We start from the raw sequence: 18,919 nt of genomic DNA, 5'->3' as shown, positions 1-18,919 counted from the left end.
TAGATGCAAGAGGAGGGACCTTTTTTTGCTTTTTTTAAAGAAAAGTTTTTTATCTTCGGTCACCCATGACGAGCAGCGAGGATGGACGATCCAATAAGAGGGTGCACTCTTTTTTGGTACGGAGAACCGTGCACGGGGCGTATACGGAAATCTGGTCGTACAGGCACATGGCAACCGCTCTTGCCTTGCGTTGGTCGGGTACGGAGCAGACCAAGTTCTTGGCCTTGAGAATCTGGCGTACCGACATGGTGACGGCTTGTCGGGGAACCTCTTCGAGGGTGGCAAACCAGCCTTCGCTGACTTGCTGACGCCTGCATCGTTCCTCCAGCTCGACGACGATGTAGGGGGCGTTTGTTTCGAAGTTTGCGGGAGGATCGTTGAAGCCGATATGGCCGTTCTCGCCGATGCCCAAAAAGGCGACATCGACATCCTTCTCCCTGATCAGGGCGTTGAGACGTTCAATTTCTGCTTGCAAATCCTGAGCATCGCCATTGACCGCATAGAAGGCCCCCAGGTGTTGTACTTTCTTGACGAATCGGGTTTTGAGGTAGTAGCGAAAGCTGGAGGGGTGGGTGTCGGGCAGGTTTACATACTCATTCAACCCGAAAGCTTCGACTTTGCTCCAATCCAAATTGGCTTCTCCAAGGTGTGCATAGAGAGAGAATTGGCTTAAGCCGGTGGCAACCACGATGACGGCCTGACCCTTTCTCTCAATCGCTTCCTTAATGAGGGAAATGCCGAGTTGAGCGGCCTGGTAGCCCATTTCGTGCTTGTCTTCGCACATGATGACGCGCATAGGTGTAGATCCTCCCGAATACCGTTCAGTGTATCCGAAGAGGCATATCATTTGTAGTACCCTAGAGGAAAGCCTCTTCGCTGCTGGGGTGATTGCTATTCCAGTTGCTGGTCGAAAGAATCAGATGCTTGGCAGCGGTCTGATTCGAGTAGGGGGTAAAAAGCCGTTCGAGTGAGACCGAGGAACCGATGAGGTTCACCACAATGGTACGATAATGGAACCGTGCCATTTGGCGGCTGAAGGCGTCGAACAGAAGCCTGAAAAGCCCCAAGCCCCGGAAGTCGATCTTTACTGCAAAGAAGGGGACCTCAACCAAATAATCGGTAACGGGTATGTAGGCAAGCATGGCGGCAAGGGTTCCGTCATGACTGCGGGCAATCTGGTAGTGTTCGGGCATTTCATTCTCGAACCTGCGGGAAAGCAGCAGGCTGGCTATTGCATTCTGCTCGTCGCCGCTTTCCATTTCCTCAAGGATTGTCTGCAGGAAGCTGTCGATTTCACTGGTGGGATATCCTTCGTGCGTCTCAAAGGTGAAATCCTCTAAAAGGATGTCCTCGGTGAGGTCTTCAGTCTCCTCGCTGAGATGTATCAAGCCCAAGAGGCCTTCCTGTTCCCGGTACCAGGTGATGACTACTCGTTTGAGTTGTTCGTCCTTGAAGGAAAACCACTTGCGCTCCAACACCGGCAGTTCGGAAAGGGTGTCCTTGAACTTGCGGAATACTCCCTTGCCGCTGTTCAAGCAAGAGAGCAGGCGTTCTCGATACAGGGGGTTGCGCACCCGATTGGCAAACATTTCCATCAGACGGAAACCGTCGGAGGGCTCCCAATCGGGAATGGAGGTGAAGCGCTCCTCAGCACATGGTCCTTCTGCTTGCTCATCCTCTGCTAGGTAACGCATCTCCTCCTCACTGATGAGAGAGCCGTCCTTGAGGTCGATATAATAGGAGCTGACTTGGTCTTCCATGGCAAAGATGATTGAGCCAAGCAGATCCTCGGTGAGTGGTGGCATATGATACGCAGCAGTTTCCATGGCATGTATCATACTCTCTGATTTCCCATCTGGCTAGAGGAGCTTCGAATAGTCTCGACTTGAGCTTATGAATCTGCGCAATTCCATGGTGCCGTCAATCACTATATAATAGAGTGTGAAATGTTTGATATAGATTCTGTAATAGAGATACTGTCTAACCTTGCAGGTATGTACTGGTTCAAATCCTTCGGGATTCGAAGTGCGATTTTCGATTGCTTTTTCGATGGATGTAATCAATCGTTGAGCAGCATTTGTATTATCCAAGACGTGCGAAATATAGCGAACAACTTGTGAAACATCCAGTATGAATTGATCCGTATATCGGACGTTCTCAATCATCGAGAGCTTCCTTGATTTTTTTGAAAGCTTGCTCATGTGTGTAGCGCTTTTTTGTTGTCGTAGCAGAATAATCTGCTTCATCAAGGATCCGTTCAACTGGATCGGTGAGAAGAGCATACTGTTCGATGCTCATGACTACCATGGAACCTTCCCCATTCTTGGTAAGGAACACTGGTTCTCCTTCTTTGACAAGAGATTCGATTTCGGTGAACTTATTACGCAAATAAGAAACTGGTTTAATCCGTATCATGAGATTCTCTCTCCTATCATAATTCTATCGAGATACTATCATGTAAGTATCGATATAACAACATTAATACCATAATAAAATGCCAATAGATGCTGATTCGTGTTCCATTAAAGATAGTTCCCGGTTTCGGTTTTCCAAAGTAGCCATGTATGGTTTTTTTGGCACATTTCCTTTTCCCAATTGAGACACATCACACGATTTCTTTGCAAATGCATTTCCCAAAGTACACACGTTCACATAACTTGATTGCATGCCATGAAAAGCCTTGAAAGACTGACAATCCAAGAAAGTTGCTTGCCTTGACATTAGCGCTAAAAGATACGAATATATTTTGTGTGACTTTAATTACGAAATTAGGAGTGTATTCATGAGCATTATTGAATTTATCGAAGCCAGGGAGATCCTTGACTCACGTGGTAACCCCACCGTAGAAGTAGATGTCATTCTTGAGGATGGTTCCATGGGCCGTGCAGCGGTTCCCTCTGGAGCATCCACCGGTGTTCACGAAGCAGTAGAGCTCCGTGATGGGGACAAGAGCCGCTATTTGGGTAAAGGCGTTCTGAAGGCTGTCGACAATGTCAACAACATCATAGCTCCCGAACTCGAAGGCATGGATGCTCTGGATCAGGTCGCCATCGACCGCGCCATGATTGCTCTTGACGGCACCGCCAACAAGGCAAAGCTTGGTGCAAACGCAATCCTTGGTGTATCCATGGCTGTTGCCCGTGCAGCTGCCGATTACCTTGGACTCCCCTTGTACAAATATCTTGGTGCCTACCATGCCTGCGTTCTTCCCGTTCCGATGGCCAACATCCTCAACGGCGGAGCTCACAGCGATAATAAGGTAGACTTCCAGGAATTCATGGTTATGCCTATCGGTGCTCCCTCACTTCGCGAAGGCCTGAGATGGACTGCTGAAGTATTCCACAATCTCAAGTCTGTTCTGAAGGGTAGGAAGTACAACACTTCTGTAGGTGATGAGGGCGGTTTCGCTCCCGACCTGCAGTCAAACGAAGAGGCCCTCGAGGTCATCATGGAAGCCATCAAGAAGGCAGGGTATACCACCGGTCGCGATGGGGATTTCATGATCGCCCTTGACCCCGCCGCTTCTGAGCTCTATGACGAGAAGACCAAGACCTATACCCTCAAATGGACCACCGGTGAGAAGCTGACCAGCGCTCAGATGGTTGACCTGTGGGAAGACTGGAGCAACCGTTACCCGATCATCAGCATCGAGGACGGCATGGCTGAAGACGACTGGGAAGGCTGGAAGATGCTTACCGACCGTATCGGCGACCGCGTCCAGCTTGTAGGTGACGACTTGTTCGTAACCAACGTTGAGAGACTGAAGATTGGTCTTGAGAAGGGTGTTGCAAACTCCATCCTGATCAAGGTGAACCAGATCGGTACCCTCACTGAGACCTTCGAAGCCATTGACTTGGCAAAGCGCAACGGTTATACCGCTGTTGTTTCCCACCGCTCAGGTGAGACCGAGGACAACTTCATTGCTGACCTCGTAGTCGGCCTCGAGACCGGTGAGATCAAGACCGGCAGCATGAGCCGTTCCGATCGTCTTTCAAAGTACAATCAGCTGCTGCGCATCGAGGACTACCTCGGTGATACCGCCAAGTATGCTGGTCGTGACGCTTTCCGCGTACTGTAAATAATCGTTCACTTTAGTATTCAAAGGCCATCGCATTGCGGTGGCCTTTGTCCTACAGAAAGGCAACAGTAATGAAAAAACCAAATGCTTTGCGACCAGGGGATACCGTAGCCACGGTGAGTCTGAGTTGGGGTGGTTCTGGAGATGCAGATCTGCTGTGGCGTTACGAGCTGGGGAAAAAGAGGCTTGAGACAGTATTCGGCCTGAGGGTGGTAGAGATGCCCAATACCCTGAAAGGCAGTACGTATCTTCGTGAACATCCACTCTCTCGTGCTCAGGACTTGATGGACGCCTTCTCTGATCCCTCCATCAAGGCGGTTTTCAGCTGTATAGGCGGCAATGACAGCATACGGCTGCTTCCGTATATCGATTTTTCCGTACTCAGCAGGAATCCCAAGATTTTCCTTGGGTACTCCGACTCCACTGTCACCCACCTTATGCTTCATAAAGCCGGGATTCCCTCGTTCTATGGTCCCTCCATTCTGGCCGAGTTTGCTGAAAATATTGCCATGTATCCCTACACGGAGCGGTGGGTGCGAAACGCGCTCTTTTGTAGCGAGCCAATGGAAGTTATTGAGCCACCTCTTCAATGGACCGGGGAATACCTGTCCTGGACGGAGGAAAACCAAAAGAGAACAAAGAAGCTTGTACCTCATGAGGGCTATCAGGTGCTGCAAGGTGAATCTGTGATGGAAGGTCCTTTGCTGGGAGGGTGTCTGGAAGTGCTGGATATGTGCATCGGCACTGAAATTTGGCCTGATTTCTCAGGTTGCCTGCTTTTTCTGGAGACCAGTGAGGAAGCTCCTTCCAAAGAGCGATTCACCCAACTATTGGACAGGCTTGTGCAGGCAGGGCTTTTTACCAACATTAAAGGTATCCTGCTTGCAAAGCCGTATCAGGGTTTGTACGAACGGGAATACCTTCAGGTTTTACAGCAAGTACTCCATCGCCTTGGAATGGAAGACCTTCCGGTTGCCTATAATTTGAGCTTCGGTCATAACGAGCCGATGTGCATTCTTGCCTATGGAGCATGTGCTCGGTTCGACTGCCACACCAAGACATTCAGCATCGTGGAAAGTACGTTACAGTAAGCAATTTGGTTTCATGAAACACTCTCTGCTCTAACCATGCTTTTCCCCAAGAAAACCAAGGGAATGAAAAACACCGGGCTCATAACTGCAATAACGAGAAAGTCAGTAAACGAAAAGGGAGTCCCCACCAACACCGGTTGGATGAGCATGAACAGCAGTAATGAGACACAAAGCAGGGAGGCGTGGATATAACAGATGAAAGCGGCTAGGAAGCATCTCTGCTGATTTTTCAAAAAACCTATTCCATTTGCCAGCCAGAGGGTGCAGAGAACCAGGTCTGCAAGATTGAGTGCAGTTTCGGCTGTTGTGTGTCCCCCCCTGACAAGCAGGATGATCGCCCGTACAAGAAAGAGCAGCGCCATACAAATCAGGATGGCTGAGTAGAGCTTCTGGTGGTTGGTGGTGAGTTGTGTGGCCAAAAGTTTTTGGTACGCAACACTCTCTACGAGTGTCAACAGGGCTGCAACACCCATTATCAAGAGTAGGATGCTCAATGCACTTCTCATTGCATACACCGAGGCAATCGCATTGTATAGAATAAACAGAAGGATTCCCGAGCGGCAGGGGAGATAGAACTTGCTATCTCGTACTACCTTGAAAAATGAGAGAAGCAAGACGATGGTGCCGAATACCAGGTTGATTGCATCATTGGGGTAGAACGAGGTGTAGACTTCGGATGACGGATAGAACATCTGAGCCCAAAGGATATTGACCAAAGAGGATGCGATAAACAATACCAAGGCAAGGAAGCTGAAGAGAGAATGCTTTTGAACCTTCATGATTCATTACCCTCCCTGATTGCAAGAGGACAATCATTGCCCTGATATAAAGATACAACCGTAACACTAGATTGTCCATCTCTGCAGCGCAGGAAGGTCTAGAGGGAATACGTTACTCCTATGCTCATCTGAATATCGTAGGTGAGAGCCTTTGCAACATTGCCTTTGTTCCAGATCATTGGAACAGCGATATGTGCCATGCCGCTGAGATTCTTGTTCAACGTATATGCGACGAGAAACGAAGGCAGCAGTGTGTAGGAAACCGGACCCGATTCCGTACTGTCAAAGGGGTTCTGAGTCGTCGGAGTGGTCACCAGGCTTTCAGATCCTTGGTACAACTGCCATATGCTGTCGATGCCAAGTACTCCATGGACCATGCATAGTGTTGACGCCTCAAAACGTACTTTACCCGGTCGTTCATATCCGAGGTTCAGTTGGGCAACAATGGCATCCCCTCCATAGGGATAGCCCTGCCAGTAGTGAAGGTTCTCCATACTGTGGGAAAGTACCCGTACAATGACATCGTAGCCGACACCGAACTGCTGGGTGGTCTTGTTGTATGGTTCCCGTAGGTAAAGAAAAGGATCGGTATAGGCACCCTCCAATGAGTAGGTGAATACTCCATCACTGATGCCAAATGCGCCTTGAACACCTGCCAAATAGCCAAAAGCGTTAGGTTTTGAGTTCGCTGCAGGGGGAACATCCTCCCCGAAGGCGATTTCATCGATTCCGATTTGCGCGTAGAGGTTCAAGGCCTTGCGTGGGGTATAGTCAAGCTCAAAAACCAGCATGGAATTCGAATTTCCCCGGATGTATTGGTTGTGGTAAAATCCCACTGGATTGAGGAACCGAAGGTCAATCGAGCCGGATGCACTCTGATACATCATCGATTCACTGATGGCAAGGCCGACCTTGTCCTGCAGGAACCGAAACTCCACTCTATGGGCCAAGAACATCTTGATGCCATCTCCCAGCAGGTCCTGGGTGTTAGACCCTGCATTGTCATCAGATGCATACGTATGAATTTTCGGATGGGTGTAGAACGAGGAAGCGAAGGTGTATTTGAAGCGCTCAAAACTGGTGGTGAACCTTGCGAACTGCTGATATGGCATATTGTTGCTGATCATGAGATTACCGCTTTTTCCTGCTCCCCAACTCAGCTTGTCTCTTCCTATTTGCAGGTTCCAGTGTTCCGACCCCAGACTGACGAAGGCTCGATAAGGAAAATTCAGGTCAATGTTTTCAATCTTGTTCGGCCAGACCATGATGACATTGCTCGTCAGTGGTGCCTTGCCGTACAACGTGTTGGGTTGTTCGTTGGCCTTGGTGGTTCCAAAGGAATCCAACACTCCGAAGTTGTTCATCAGCGAGAGCTCGAAGTAGCTGTAGAACGAGTCTACCGGCCAGGTTTCGAAGGAAAGATTACCAAGGCTCTTGCGTTTACCATATCCGTACATCCAGTCACGTTCGGCTGTGAAATCGATGGTATTGGTATGGGTATAGAGCTCTGTAGTAAGTGTGAGATCGATGGCGTAACCCAAGTTTCCGGCTTGCTTTCTCTGCGGTTCAAGTTCCTGTACAAGAGAGGCATATAAAGCCTGCTCGGCTTTGCTTACAAGCTTTGACTGGTCTATCTGCTGAAGCAGCCGCAATGCTTCCTCCTCATTGTAAGGTAACGAAGTTGAAGGCAAAGCCTTTCCCTGTAAAATATAGAGGGTGGCAAGATTGCGATAGAGAGAACTGTCCAGAGGATGAATTTTCTGAAGATTGGCTGCTGGAAGTATGAAACCCAACGAGAGAACGATGCTGCAAACGAGAACCGACTTGGTACGCATATCTACCCCTTTGTCATGCAATACATGGGTAGTACCATACCATAGGAGATTTTGATTGTCAGCTTTCTTTTCGTTTTCTCCCAAGCAAAGCTACCAAAGCAAGGCTGGTGCACAGCTGCAGTAGATCATATATCGTCCCGATGGGCCTGGTGGTCTGTAGCAGTGGAAGGCTGGGAAGGGAGGAGGCTGGACTGTTGCAGACCAAGGCGACAAAGAGATTGTTTGCAGCATGGACTGCCAATGCTATTTCAAATCCTTGGTGCTTCATGCATAGGGAGGTGACTACAAACCCGAAGAGTGCATAGTAGAGTATGACCACAGTACGGCTTGAGGCGATTGCCACCTCCCGGTTGCCCAAGTGGGGTGCTGCAAACAGCACTGATGAGATCAGGCAGGTCCCCAGTTGCCGTAGCATTGGTTGCCTCAATTGGTTTTTATTGATGACTCGAACTGGGAGCATGCGAAAAACGAGTTCTTCGATGCTTGTCTGAAGGGGAGTGAACATGAGCACCAACGGAAGCAACATGAAAAAGGTTCCACCCGAATGGGTAAGTGGCTGGTAATAGTGAGGGTGCAACAGTAAGTCTACAACCAGAAAAAGCGTTGCAGATACAAAGTATAGAAGAAAAGCACGGACAAACAATGCTGTCCTAAACCTTGGATGGTCGGTAACGAGCGCGAGCAACGGTTGCTTGAGCAAGAGTTGCTTTGCCAATAAAAACCCCATCGCCATCGCCACAAACGGAGCATTCGCCGTGAGGTAGGGTATGCCGAGACTTTGCAATATTCGGGCAAAGAATGGGCCCAACAGCAACCAAGAGAGCAAAGAAAGCACCATGGCTAAGGCAAACTCTATCGGTTTGGTTTCGTAGGTACGAAAAGGTTGGTCATTTTCTGATAGTTTTTTCATCGCTTTTTGCATCACACAGGCTCATCGTACACACAATCATGGTATACTGCAATGCATGTTGGAGACCAAACGTTCATACGTACAAAGGGCATTTGATGAAGGGTATGTGTGTGTATTCCCCACCGAGGCGGCTGCACGTTCGTACGTAGTCGACTATGTCTTGTCTGGCAACAAGCAAGCCATCCTTTCGGAACGCAGTATCTCGTTTGATACCTTTCGTGCCAAATTTCTGGAGCACAAAGAGGATTTGGTTCCTGCAAACTCCTTGATCAGAAGCTTGTTTGTTCATCAGGCGCTTGAGGCAGGACTTCCCTTATCCAGCCTGATAAACCCACTCTATCCCGAGGCTCATGGGCGCTTCATCAGCTACATCGCCTCGATCCTTCCGTCATTGAAGCAGGCGTGCGACAGCGAGGTCCTGGGCTTGCTTGATGATCAGATGCAGCACGACCTCTTGTTGCTCTACCAGCAGTATCAACAATTCTTACAGGAACGATCGCTGTTTGAACCCCGGTATGCACAGCCTTGCCTGCCCCCTGATTGGGATGCCTCAGTCCGCTACTGCATCCTTTTCTGTGATACCATAAGTTCAGCACAACAGCTCTTTACCTCACTAGGCTGTCCGTCTTGGTTGGAATTGCGGCCCACTCCTTGTGCGAAGCTTGCTACGTTGGAAGTCTTCGGCAACCACGTAATGGAAATTCGGACGACGCTTCGCAGGATTCGCAAGCTGCTTAGCAGCAAAACGCCTGCACACTCGATTGTAATCGGGTGTGCAGCCTCCAACCTGTTGCTTCCCATTCTGCAAGAGGAGGCTGTGCTCTATGACATTCCGCTGGTAATACGGGAAGGGAAGCTTGCCCTTGAGTATCCCAGCGGACGCTTTCTGAACCGCATCCAGGAAGTGTATGACGACCAGTTCAGCCTGGAAAGCCTGAAGTCACTTCTCCTCGACCCAGGTATTCCCTACAAGGATCGTGATCTGCATCACCGGTTTCTTCGTCGTGCAGTGGACAAGTCGATTGTCCATGGTTCATTGAAACAGAAAGACCAGTTTACCGAAATGCTCGCAGACAGAGATTTGCGTTCCTGGTATCGGTCATTGAAACAAAGCATTATTGATATTGTAACTGCCAGTGATATCGAAATGCTCAGGCGCAAGCTCAATCACTTCCAGGACACCTATTTTACTGCTGAGCAGTGGGTCGGGACCGAAGACGAGGATGTTTACTCATTCTGTCTGGATGCAATCGACCATATCAAACAGGCGATGCAGAGGTGTTCGATTGCTTCCTATCCCCATGTTTTCTCCTATTTGCTCTCATATCTGCAGACAAAGCTCTATGTTCCCCAGCAACGCAAAGGGGGCATTGCCGTATATGCCTGGCCTCAAGTAGCCCCGCTGATCGCCGACCATCTCTTCGTACTTGGTCTCGATCAGGAGAGCTCTGCCACCATCGAACGTCCTTTACTGTTTCTTCCCTCCCAAATCGGCGAGGAGCATCGTAAGGAAATCGATACGACCAGGGCCAACCTGCAAGCAGTAAGCCTGGGTGATGGGAATGTGACACTTTCCTGCCATACCAGACGGTATGAGGGAGAGCTGCTTCCCCCGTCTGCGTTCCTCGAAGAGGATGCTCTCTTGTATCACGGCCAAAGTCCCAATCTCTGTGAGGATCCCTACTTGGAAGAGTTGGCTCTCTATAAGCAGGGCCCAAGCGGCCCGGCAATTTCCTTGGAAAGCCAAAGACGGTTCTTCCTCACAGCACGGAAAACAGCATTACTTGAGCGAAGGGACGACTATACCCGTTACCCGATCCCCCTTGATCTGGTGAAGAAACTCAAAGAAGAGCGGGACGGGAAAGCCCTGCTTGTTTTGTCACCGACCAAAATCGATCTCTTTGACCGCTGTCCCTATGCTTGGCTTGCCCATTATCTGTATGGAGTCACAAAAGAAACGTATGACGTAGAGCGGGTCGACCATCTGATGATCGGCAATCTGCTGCATCTGGTCTACCAACGATTCTTCTCCCAGATAGTGGACTTTGATCCTGCGTTGCTTGAACAGTATCGCAGCCTGCTTACCTCGCTGTTCGATAGTACCCTTACCGATGTATATGGAAGCGAAGGCCCCACCCCGTCAATTCGGAGCTGGATCATAGCAGAGTATCGACAGAAGGTGCTTTGTATTCTCGAGCAGGAAGCGAAACTCTTCAGTCATACCCGCTCGATTCTGTTTGAACAGGAACTCAGTTTCAGCTATGACTCGCTGTTCCTTCATGGCCGAATCGACCGAATCATCAATCTTGATCCGCCGGAGGGTAAGAGCTACGCCGTCATCGACTACAAGAAAGGTGAAGCTCCAATGAAAAGCATCAAGGAAAAGCTCAGCTCCTACCAGCTGCCGCTCTACCGGGCATTGGTCAAGCATGCATTGGGGGGTGCGGCCTCCCACGCAGCCTATTACAGCGTGAAGGAGGGGAGGTACCGAAGCCTTTGGACGGACGATGGCAGCGAAGAGGCATTGCTGGGTGATGAGCTGCTTGTCAATCGGTTGGACTCGCTTGGCGAATCGGTACAAGTGGGCGCCTTCATGGCCACCCCCTCCAAACAACACTGCAGCGGTTGTGACTACCGTTCGCTCTGCCGAAGGAGGTTTGCAACCCGATGATTACTTTCGAGGATTTTCTGATGCAACATAAGGCAAGACTGGATGCTCACCAGCTTGAGGCGGTACACTGCGATGTCAACTGTGTGGTCAGTGCAGGGGCAGGGTCGGGAAAAACCACCGTGCTCAGCTATCGCTTTTTGCGCCTCGTGTTGGAAGGCAAGGCACAAGTAGGTGAGATACTGACGCTCACGTTCACCCGCAAAGCAGCGCGTGAGATGCAGGAGCGCATTCATCGCCACTTGCTTTGCTGCAAAAACGATGAGAGAATCGTAGGCCAACTTGCTACCTTCAGCGAAGCTTCCATCTCAACACTCGACAGTTTCTGCAGTCAAATTGTACGCAGCGACAGTATACGCTACGGTATAGCCCAGGATTTCGTCATCGATGATGAGCAAAACCTAAGAAACGCCAGACGGTGTGCCACCGAGCTTTTGGATACCTGGCCGCAATCACAAGGGGCCAGAATACTGTGCGGCCTCTACAGTCCCGACAAATTGGTCGATGATGTCTTGGTCCCTTTAGCCAGCAATGCCTACTGCATGCCAAAGCAAGTGGAGGAGGATGCCCACGTGAGTATTCTCTCTGCTGTCCAGACTGTCTTCGACCAGAGCTGGGATGGATTTGTCAACCTGTTGGACAGCTATGCAAATTTGACGGATACCTCCAAGACAGTGCAAACGGCAAGAGAAGCGGCCCTGTCTCTTCGTTCTTCACTAGAAGCCTGTACCTCTGTTGAAGAGAAGCATCGCATCCTTTGTTCGGCTTTGGGCTACTTCCGAAAACCTGGAGCGGGAAAAGCGGAGCAGATGCTGTATATCAAGGAGACAATCGAGGAGTTCAATCAACTGAGAAAGAAGCTCTGCATCGCACGCTCCGTGCTTCTCGGCTCATCTCAGCTGCAGGCTGTTCTTTCCTTCATGCAAGAGTATATCGCCTCATATCAGAAGCAGAAACGCCAAAGCGGAGTGCTGACGTTTGCAGACATCTCTTCTCTTGCAGTAGATATTCTTAGCAGCAACAAAAGCCTGCGCCACTATTACAAGATGGCATACAAGTACATTATGATCGACGAATTCCAGGACAACAACGAACAACAGAAACAGCTGCTGTACCTGCTTTCGGAGCGTTTGGATAGAGAAGGGGACGGTATTCCGGGCCCCGAAAACCTCAAGGCTGATAAGCTTTTCTTCGTTGGGGATGAGAAGCAGTCAATTTACCGCTTCCGCGGCTCGGATGTGAGTGTATTCAAGCGCCTCAGCTGGGAGCTTTGCGCCAACGGAGGCAGGCACATCCAACTCGATACCAATTACCGCAGTGAGCCTGCTTTGATCCAATGGTTCAACACCCTGTTCCCTTCGGTGATGCAGAATAATGGGGAGAGCTTTGAGGCTGATTTCTCCGCCTTAGGCTGGAGAGAACCCTCAGAGGGAATCCAAAGCAAGTGTACGGTTTTGATAAAGCCGTATGAAAGCAAGTTGGACGAGGATGAGGAGGATGCTGCCGATACCGATGCCGAAGCGTATGCCGTTGCTTCCCTGATCGATGAGATGCTGCATACCGACTCCTATCTTATTCCTTCTGAGACTGGCCCCCATAGGCCAGCAACCAGTGACATCGCCCTGCTTTTACGTACCACCAGCAGCCAATTGAGTTTTGAGAAGGCGTTGAGAAGGTTCAACATACCCTACACTGTGCAGGCTGCCCGGTCGCTTATGCTCGAAGCTCCAGCCAACGATATGTACGCCATGCTGCAATTGGTCCTCTATCCCCAGGACCGGCATGCCTATATGACCGTATTGCGTTCCCCATTCTGCAATCTCAGCGACTTTGGCATGACAGAGGTATTGGATTGCCCCTGCTTTTCAATCCCGGACTCGATAGGACCTGAGGATAGGAGCCGCCTTGAGGCCGTCGGGGCATTCTATGCACATCTGAAGAAGGCAAGTGCGACGGCAAGTCTGAGTTCCTTGGTCTCCTTGTTGTGGTACGAGAGCGGATACTACCTCAGTCTGGTGGCAACCCCTTCCTACCAAGTGTATACGGAGCACTATGCATTTTTACACCGTCTGGCACAGATGCAACAGCAACAAGGCAAGAGCTTGAGTCAGTTCGTAGACTTTCTGAGGGACAATCTTGCCCAGAATGAAAAGATCGAGAACCTGGAAGTCATCAAGGAGCAGGAGGAGGGTGTACAGATTCTGTCCATCCATAAGTCCAAGGGCTTGGAATTTCCCATCGTGGTGGTAGCCAATACCGGCTCCAAAGGGCGTTCTGAAGAGGACGCGGTCTCTACCTACCAAGGCATTTCCATACCCCATTATGTATCGGTACCCTATCACGTCAGCGAAACCAGGATCGAGACGGCAAAGCACGCCGGTCAGTTGCTTGACAAGGGAACCGAGGCACAGCTCAACCGTGCCGAGCTCAAGCGCCTTTTGTATGTTGCCCTCACCCGTGCCCAGACGCATGTGGTGGTCAGTGGCTGTTTTTCCAAGACCAACCGATCGCTTGCAGAGGATGGAAGGTCGTCAACGCTGCTTTTAATGTTGGCCCAAAGTCTTGGCATCGACATCGATGCTCCCGCCTTGGAGCAGGGCATTGTCACCGTCCGAAGCATTGCCGATATTGCTGAGTCGTTGCTTTACGACCAGAAAAGAGAAGATGAGCAAGCATTTGAGCAGCGAATTGATGCGGCTGCCTCGTTTTATGCACCCCGTGAAGAAGCCTATGAAATGAGGCCGATTCGCTATGCGGTGACAGCCTTGCATGCCCCGCTTTTTTCTGAGACGGCGAAAGCCTTGCCTTCCTTGGCCTCTGATGCATTGTTCAGTGAAGCGCAGGTTGCGGATTTCGGCACCTTTGTGCATGCACTATGCGAGCAGATGGTACTACAGCCAAGTCAGGCCATCGATGCTCTTGCAATGCTTCCCCCATCCCTTGGCGGGGTGAACCAGCAGCAGGTAATCGCTGATGCACTTTTTTTGTGTCATGCATTTGTTGGCAGCAGTTGGTATAGGACAGAGGTGCAACCTTATCCGGTTTCCTGTGAAGTGGGGTTCTTTTCGCTTATGGAACATGAGGGGAGGGCTGTGGTTGTTGAAGGTTCGGTGGACCTGTTGATCAAGCGAAAGGACCACTATCTGGTTGTTGATTTCAAGACGGACCGGTTCCGGGATGAAGAGGTTCACCGGTTCCAGCTACAGACGTATATGCAGGCAATGGCTAGAATTCATCAGTGCCCGGTCAAGGGGTGCGTGGTGTATCTACGGGATGTACAGAACATTGTTGTATGGGAAGGAGAGAACCTATGATGCGAATACCGTTTGAAACCCTGGTTGCCCAATTCGAGAAAGTGTTGACCAGCCGGGGCATGGATGCTGAAGATGCAAAGCTTTGCTCGCAACTTATCGCCGAAACATCGGCTCAAGGGGTGTATACCCATGGAGCAAACAGATTCCCTTTCCTGGTCAAGATGATAGATGACAAGCTTGTCGATGTGCATGTGAAGCCTGAAAAATCAGCTTCCTTCGGCTCCCTTGAACGATGGGATGGAAAGGGGGGAATGGGAAACCTCAATGCCTATGCTGCGATGAATCGGGCTATAGCACTTGCCAAGGAGCATACGATCGGGTGTGTTGCCTTGTCCCATACCAATCACTGGATGCGCCCGGGAACGTATGGTTTGATGGCTGCCGAACAGGATTGCATCGGCATCCTGTGGACCAATACCATGCCTCTGATGCCTGCCTGGGGCGGCATCGATGCCAAGGTGGGAAACAACCCCCTGGTACTCTGTATCCCTTGCAAGGATGGACCGGTACTGGTCGATGCAGCGATGAGCTTGTTCAGCTACGGCAAGTTGGAAACCTATGCACGCGAACAAAAGAGCCTGCCTGTTCCCGGCGGATACGACCAAGAGGGAAATCTTACCACTGATGCCAAGGAGATTCTGGCATCCAAGCGGCCCTTGCCGATCGGGTTCTGGAAGGGTACAAGCCTTGCTTTTGCACTCGATCTCATTGTCAGCGCATTGAGCGGGGGCAATACCACCCGGCAATTAGGCCTGATGGGCAAGGAGAGTTCTGTAAGTCAGCTCTTTTTGGCCATCAATCTCTCATCTCTTCCCGACCGGGAACGCATTGAAGCTGAAATCCATGCAAGCCTCGAGGACCTTAAGAGTTCCCAGAGGGAGCATGAGTCAGCAGCTGTTCGCTTTCCCGGCGAATTGCGTACACACATCAGGGAGGAAAACCTCAGAGAGGGAATTCCCATCGATGAACGTATCTGGCAGACTATTCTTTCTCTCTAGGATCAGAAAATCAGAGGGAAGAACAGGGTGACGAAGAGGAACCAGAAGGCATAGACAGTGAGAAAGACTGCCTGGATTTTTGCCGTTGAACGACGGGTAAGCAAGGCAAGCACCAACGCAAGCAGGTTTGCAAACAGCAAGAGGTTCTCTGCAAGAACAGCGAGGCGGTTGGCGCTCAGGCCGTATGCAAGCAGGCGTGAACCGATGGCCATCAGCGCAACACTGTCCAAAAGCAAGGCCGTTACCGACGAGACGAGTACCATCACCCGCCAGAAGCGGGAGTTTTGTTCTGTTTCGAAGAGGTCGGTTGCATACAGGATCATCAACAGCAGTAAAGCCAAAAGGGCATCGATGGCAAGCAAGAGTGACCGATCCTCCTTCACCGTGGTTCCTTCGAATACGAGGAATGCAAGGAATACCAGCATTACTACGGTGAATACAGGCAGGAAAAGAGAGGCAAGCAGGCGGGTCAACTGCAGCAGTCTGCTTCCCTTGATGGTGATCACATGGATTGCCACCAACGGCAGCAGCGGAAGAATTGAGGTGATCAGGAATTGGACAAGTCCATCCTCGATGCGAAGACCTATTGCCTCAAACAGGGTGATTGAAAGCATCATAACCACAAAACAGGCACAGCACAGCAAGAAGGTCAGCAATACGACCTCACCGACAAAACGCAGGTGTCGGCTGAGTTTCTGGGTGAAGGTATCCTGTTTTTGGAAAATTGCCAGACTGAGAATCCCAAACAGGGGCAGGTGGAGGGCACTGAGGATAAACGTGGTTTCCTTGGCCGTAGCTTTGTTCGCCTGCTGAAGATTCACCAACAGGCACACCAGTGCAAAGACGGCGAGGTAGGACAAAATCTGTGTATTCCAAGAGCGCGACAGATAGACTGCCATGAAGGGAAAGACCAAGAACGAGAGGTTCAAGAGGTAGTATGGTATGGAGGCATCGGAAACAGGAAAGCCAAAGAGGGCAGGCAGTTGGGAGACGACGAATTGGATGGCTAGCAGGATAAGCACCCCTTTGTGCATGGATGCCGAGCCGCCTTGGCTTACGAGCTCAAATCTTGCACCCATGCGATGAAGGGATACAAGTTGAGCTTCCTCATTGTGTAGGTATTCGTTCAATTGTGTTTCGAGCGTTTGCTGAGTTTGCTGTTCCGCTTCTATTTGTTTGTCTGTTTTACCCTGTCGCGAAAGGTCTTCTTTCCAAGCAGTGATTAGATTTGCCATACAAACCTCCCGCTGTGTAGCATATTCCTTGTTGTATGGATTGCATAGGGCAAAAAAAAAGAAATGATTTCTGTTTGGTAGCGCAAAAGAAAGGGTTGGCAACGAGTGCCAACCCAATTGATGCAGTATGTTGTAAGAATCAATACTTGCCGTACAGAGGGCCAAAGGTTTCGCAGGCGCGGAAATCTGCTCCTTCCTTGTCCATACCGAGCATCGACCAGGCGCTGGGACGGAAGATTTGGTCCTCACTCACGTTATGCATGCATACGGGTATGCGCAGCATTGAGCAGAGGGTGATCAAATCGGCGCCGAAGTGTCCGTAACTGAGCGCGCCGTGGTTGGCTCCCCAGTTTGCCATCACCGAGTACACATCCTTGAACGGACCTTCCTTGCCATTCGTCCGGGGGACGAACCACGTGGTCGGCCAGGTCTGGTCGGTTCTCTTGTTGATGGTGTCAAATACCTTTTCAGGGACTTCGCAGGTCCAGCCTTCCGCCAACTGCAGAACCGGACCAACTCCCTTCACAAGATTGACGCGAACCATGGTCAGAGGCATACCGCCTTCGCTGAGGAAGGTTGAGCTGAAGCCGCCGCCGCGGAAATAGCCGCAGTTTGCAACGCTGAAGCGGGTATTCTCAAGGGTCTTTTGTACATCTTTCTCGGTGATTTCCCAGAAGGGCTTCATTTCACTTTCACCTTGCTCGTTCTTCATCTGACCTGCAGCATCCAAGGTGGTTGCACCACTGTTGATGAGATGGATGAAGCCTTCCTTGGCTAGACCTTCGGGTTTCCATCCGGTCACCCGCTGTACTGCTTCAGGACTCCAGTAGGTGCGCACATCGCTGAAGATTGCCGCACGGTTGGTCAAGAGCTTGCAGAAGAGCATGCTGATACCGTTGAGGTGGTCGTTCTCGGTAGCCATAATGTACGGTTCGCGAATGCCGTTCCAGTCAAAACTGGTGGTGAGCATGGTCTCCATAAAGTCGCCGTTCGGCCAATGGTCGGTCCACTGCCTCTGGCCTTGGAAGCCTGCAAACAGGGCGTTGTGGCCGAGCGCTTCTTCTCGGAATCCAAGCTTCTTCAGGTTCTCGTTCCCGATCATGAGATCGCGTCCGATCATGGTCATCTTGGTGCAGTACTCCCAATCCTTCTTCAGTTGCTCTGCGCTTCTGCGGTACTCGGGGGCGTTGACCGTATCCTCGGCCTGGGTGCAGTTCTGCCTTACCCAGTCGATGGCTTTTTTGTATTCTTCGGGATCATAGATCTCTTCGGCGATGCGCCTTTCGATCTCGCACATGTCGACGGCTTCCGTTCTCATTCCCAAATAGCTTTGCAACAGATCCTGGTCTACCAACGAACCGGCAATGCCCATTGCCATGCCACCGATGGAGAGGTAGCTCTTGCCGCGCATGGTCGCCACGGCAAGGGAAGCACGGGCGAATCGCAGGATTTTCTCAGAAACGTCATCGGGGATGGATGTGTCGCTGTTGTCCTGTACGTCACGGCCGTAGATGCCGAAAGCGGGTAGGCCTTTCTGCGTATGGGCAGCCAGCACAGCTGCAAGGTACACCGCTCCAGGGCGTTCGGTGCCGTTGAAGCCCCAGACAGCCTTGATGGTCATCGGATCGATGTCGAAGGTTTCGGTTCCATAGCACCAGCAAGGGGTGACGGTCAACGTTATAGCGACTCCCTCCCTGGCAAACTTTTCTGCACAATCGGCACTTTCACGCACTCGACCGATGGTGGTGTCGGCAATGACGCACTCGACCCGCTCTCCGGTTCCGTGAAATACATTATCGCTTATCAGTTTGGCGGCAGCCTTTGCCATGTTCATGGTCTGATCTTCAAGAGATTCGCGAACCCCTCTCTGCCGTCCGTCAATAACAGGCCTAATTCCAATTTTGGGAAGTGTGGAAGCGTAGCGTTTTTCTGGTCCCACATTTTTCATTCCAGATATATTTGCCATATTGTCCCCCTTGGTATATGATAGGAAATGTAATCGTTTACATCA

14 protein-coding genes are annotated in these 18,919 nt (G+C 50.7%); 5 read left to right on the top strand and 9 right to left on the bottom strand.

Features of this window, described 5'->3' with window-relative positions:
- Positions 1–49 precede the first annotated feature (49 nt).
- The 4 genes from SPIBUDDY_RS11435 to SPIBUDDY_RS11420 form a co-directional block, all read right to left on the bottom strand.
- The gene (locus SPIBUDDY_RS11435; protein ID WP_013607919.1) at positions 50–796 is read right to left on the bottom strand and encodes a glucosamine-6-phosphate deaminase; all 747 of its coding nucleotides are present in this window, start codon (positions 794–796) and stop codon (positions 50–52) included.
- Between the two features lie 61 nt (positions 797–857).
- Positions 858–1,826 (bottom strand): UPF0158 family protein, encoded by a 969-nt coding sequence (locus SPIBUDDY_RS15795; RefSeq protein WP_172634200.1) that lies wholly within the window; start codon positions 1,824–1,826, stop codon positions 858–860.
- Positions 1,827–1,859: 33 nt separating this feature from the next.
- On the bottom strand, positions 1,860–2,165 hold the full coding sequence (locus SPIBUDDY_RS16515) for a type II toxin-antitoxin system RelE/ParE family toxin (RefSeq protein ID WP_013607917.1): 306 nt from the start codon (positions 2,163–2,165) through the stop codon (positions 1,860–1,862).
- Positions 2,158–2,415: a type II toxin-antitoxin system Phd/YefM family antitoxin gene (locus tag SPIBUDDY_RS11420; RefSeq protein WP_013607916.1), complete on the bottom strand. Its 258-nt coding sequence runs from the start codon at positions 2,413–2,415 to the stop codon at positions 2,158–2,160. Before SPIBUDDY_RS11420 ends, SPIBUDDY_RS16515 begins: the two co-directional genes overlap by 8 nt.
- 367 nt (positions 2,416–2,782) lie before the next feature.
- On the opposite strand from SPIBUDDY_RS11420, the gene eno reads away from it, so the two are divergent.
- Complete coding sequence (gene eno, locus SPIBUDDY_RS11415; RefSeq protein ID WP_013607915.1) at positions 2,783–4,078, top strand: phosphopyruvate hydratase; 1,296 nt, start codon at positions 2,783–2,785, stop codon at positions 4,076–4,078.
- 71 nt (positions 4,079–4,149) lie between these two features.
- Positions 4,150–5,169 carry a S66 family peptidase gene (locus tag SPIBUDDY_RS11410; RefSeq protein ID WP_013607914.1) on the top strand — a complete coding sequence of 340 codons (1,020 nt, stop codon included), beginning with the start codon at positions 4,150–4,152 and terminating at the stop codon, positions 5,167–5,169.
- A gap of 11 nt (positions 5,170–5,180) precedes the next feature.
- On the opposite strand, the gene SPIBUDDY_RS11405 is transcribed toward SPIBUDDY_RS11410, so the two are convergent.
- The 3 genes from SPIBUDDY_RS11405 to SPIBUDDY_RS11395 form a co-directional block, all read right to left on the bottom strand.
- Positions 5,181–5,948, bottom strand: a complete 768-nt coding sequence (locus tag SPIBUDDY_RS11405; protein ID WP_013607913.1) for a hypothetical protein — start codon at positions 5,946–5,948, stop codon at positions 5,181–5,183.
- A gap of 98 nt (positions 5,949–6,046) precedes the next feature.
- Entirely contained in the window at positions 6,047–7,783 is a 1,737-nt protein-coding gene (locus SPIBUDDY_RS11400; protein ID WP_013607912.1) for a capsule assembly Wzi family protein, read from the bottom strand.
- Positions 7,784–7,841: 58 nt separating this feature from the next.
- The gene (locus SPIBUDDY_RS11395; protein ID WP_013607911.1) at positions 7,842–8,705 is read right to left on the bottom strand and encodes a CPBP family intramembrane glutamic endopeptidase; all 864 of its coding nucleotides are present in this window, start codon (positions 8,703–8,705) and stop codon (positions 7,842–7,844) included.
- Between the two features lie 43 nt (positions 8,706–8,748).
- On the opposite strand from SPIBUDDY_RS11395, the gene SPIBUDDY_RS11390 reads away from it, so the two are divergent.
- Genes SPIBUDDY_RS11390 through yiaK form a run of 3 tightly spaced genes read left to right on the top strand, consistent with a single transcriptional unit; the run spans position 8,749 to position 15,673 of the window.
- Positions 8,749–11,364 (top strand): PD-(D/E)XK nuclease family protein, encoded by a 2,616-nt coding sequence (locus SPIBUDDY_RS11390; RefSeq protein ID WP_013607910.1) that lies wholly within the window; start codon positions 8,749–8,751, stop codon positions 11,362–11,364.
- On the top strand, positions 11,361–14,675 hold the full coding sequence (locus tag SPIBUDDY_RS11385) for a UvrD-helicase domain-containing protein (protein ID WP_013607909.1): 3,315 nt from the start codon (positions 11,361–11,363) through the stop codon (positions 14,673–14,675). The genes SPIBUDDY_RS11390 and SPIBUDDY_RS11385 overlap by 4 nt, the downstream gene beginning before the upstream one ends.
- Positions 14,672–15,673, top strand: coding sequence for a 3-dehydro-L-gulonate 2-dehydrogenase (gene yiaK, locus SPIBUDDY_RS11380; protein ID WP_013607908.1), 1,002 nt, complete (start codon positions 14,672–14,674; stop codon positions 15,671–15,673). The genes SPIBUDDY_RS11385 and yiaK overlap by 4 nt, the downstream gene beginning before the upstream one ends.
- 2 nt (positions 15,674–15,675) lie before the next feature.
- Here yiaK and SPIBUDDY_RS11375 read toward each other — a convergent pair whose 3' ends face one another.
- Together SPIBUDDY_RS11375 and SPIBUDDY_RS11370 are read right to left on the bottom strand one after the other, a co-directional pair.
- On the bottom strand, positions 15,676–16,908 hold the full coding sequence (locus tag SPIBUDDY_RS11375) for a hypothetical protein (protein WP_013607907.1): 1,233 nt from the start codon (positions 16,906–16,908) through the stop codon (positions 15,676–15,678).
- A gap of 139 nt (positions 16,909–17,047) precedes the next feature.
- Positions 17,048–18,874 carry an L-fucose isomerase gene (locus tag SPIBUDDY_RS11370; RefSeq protein ID WP_013607906.1) on the bottom strand — a complete coding sequence of 609 codons (1,827 nt, stop codon included), beginning with the start codon at positions 18,872–18,874 and terminating at the stop codon, positions 17,048–17,050.
- Between the last annotated feature and the right edge of the window lie 45 nt (positions 18,875–18,919).

It is taken from the genome of Sphaerochaeta globosa str. Buddy (assembly GCF_000190435.1).
Lineage (GTDB): Bacteria > Spirochaetota > Spirochaetia > Sphaerochaetales > Sphaerochaetaceae > Sphaerochaeta > Sphaerochaeta globosa.
The sequence above is the reverse complement of the archived record's forward strand: the minus strand, read 5'-3'. Positions and strand labels throughout refer to the sequence as shown.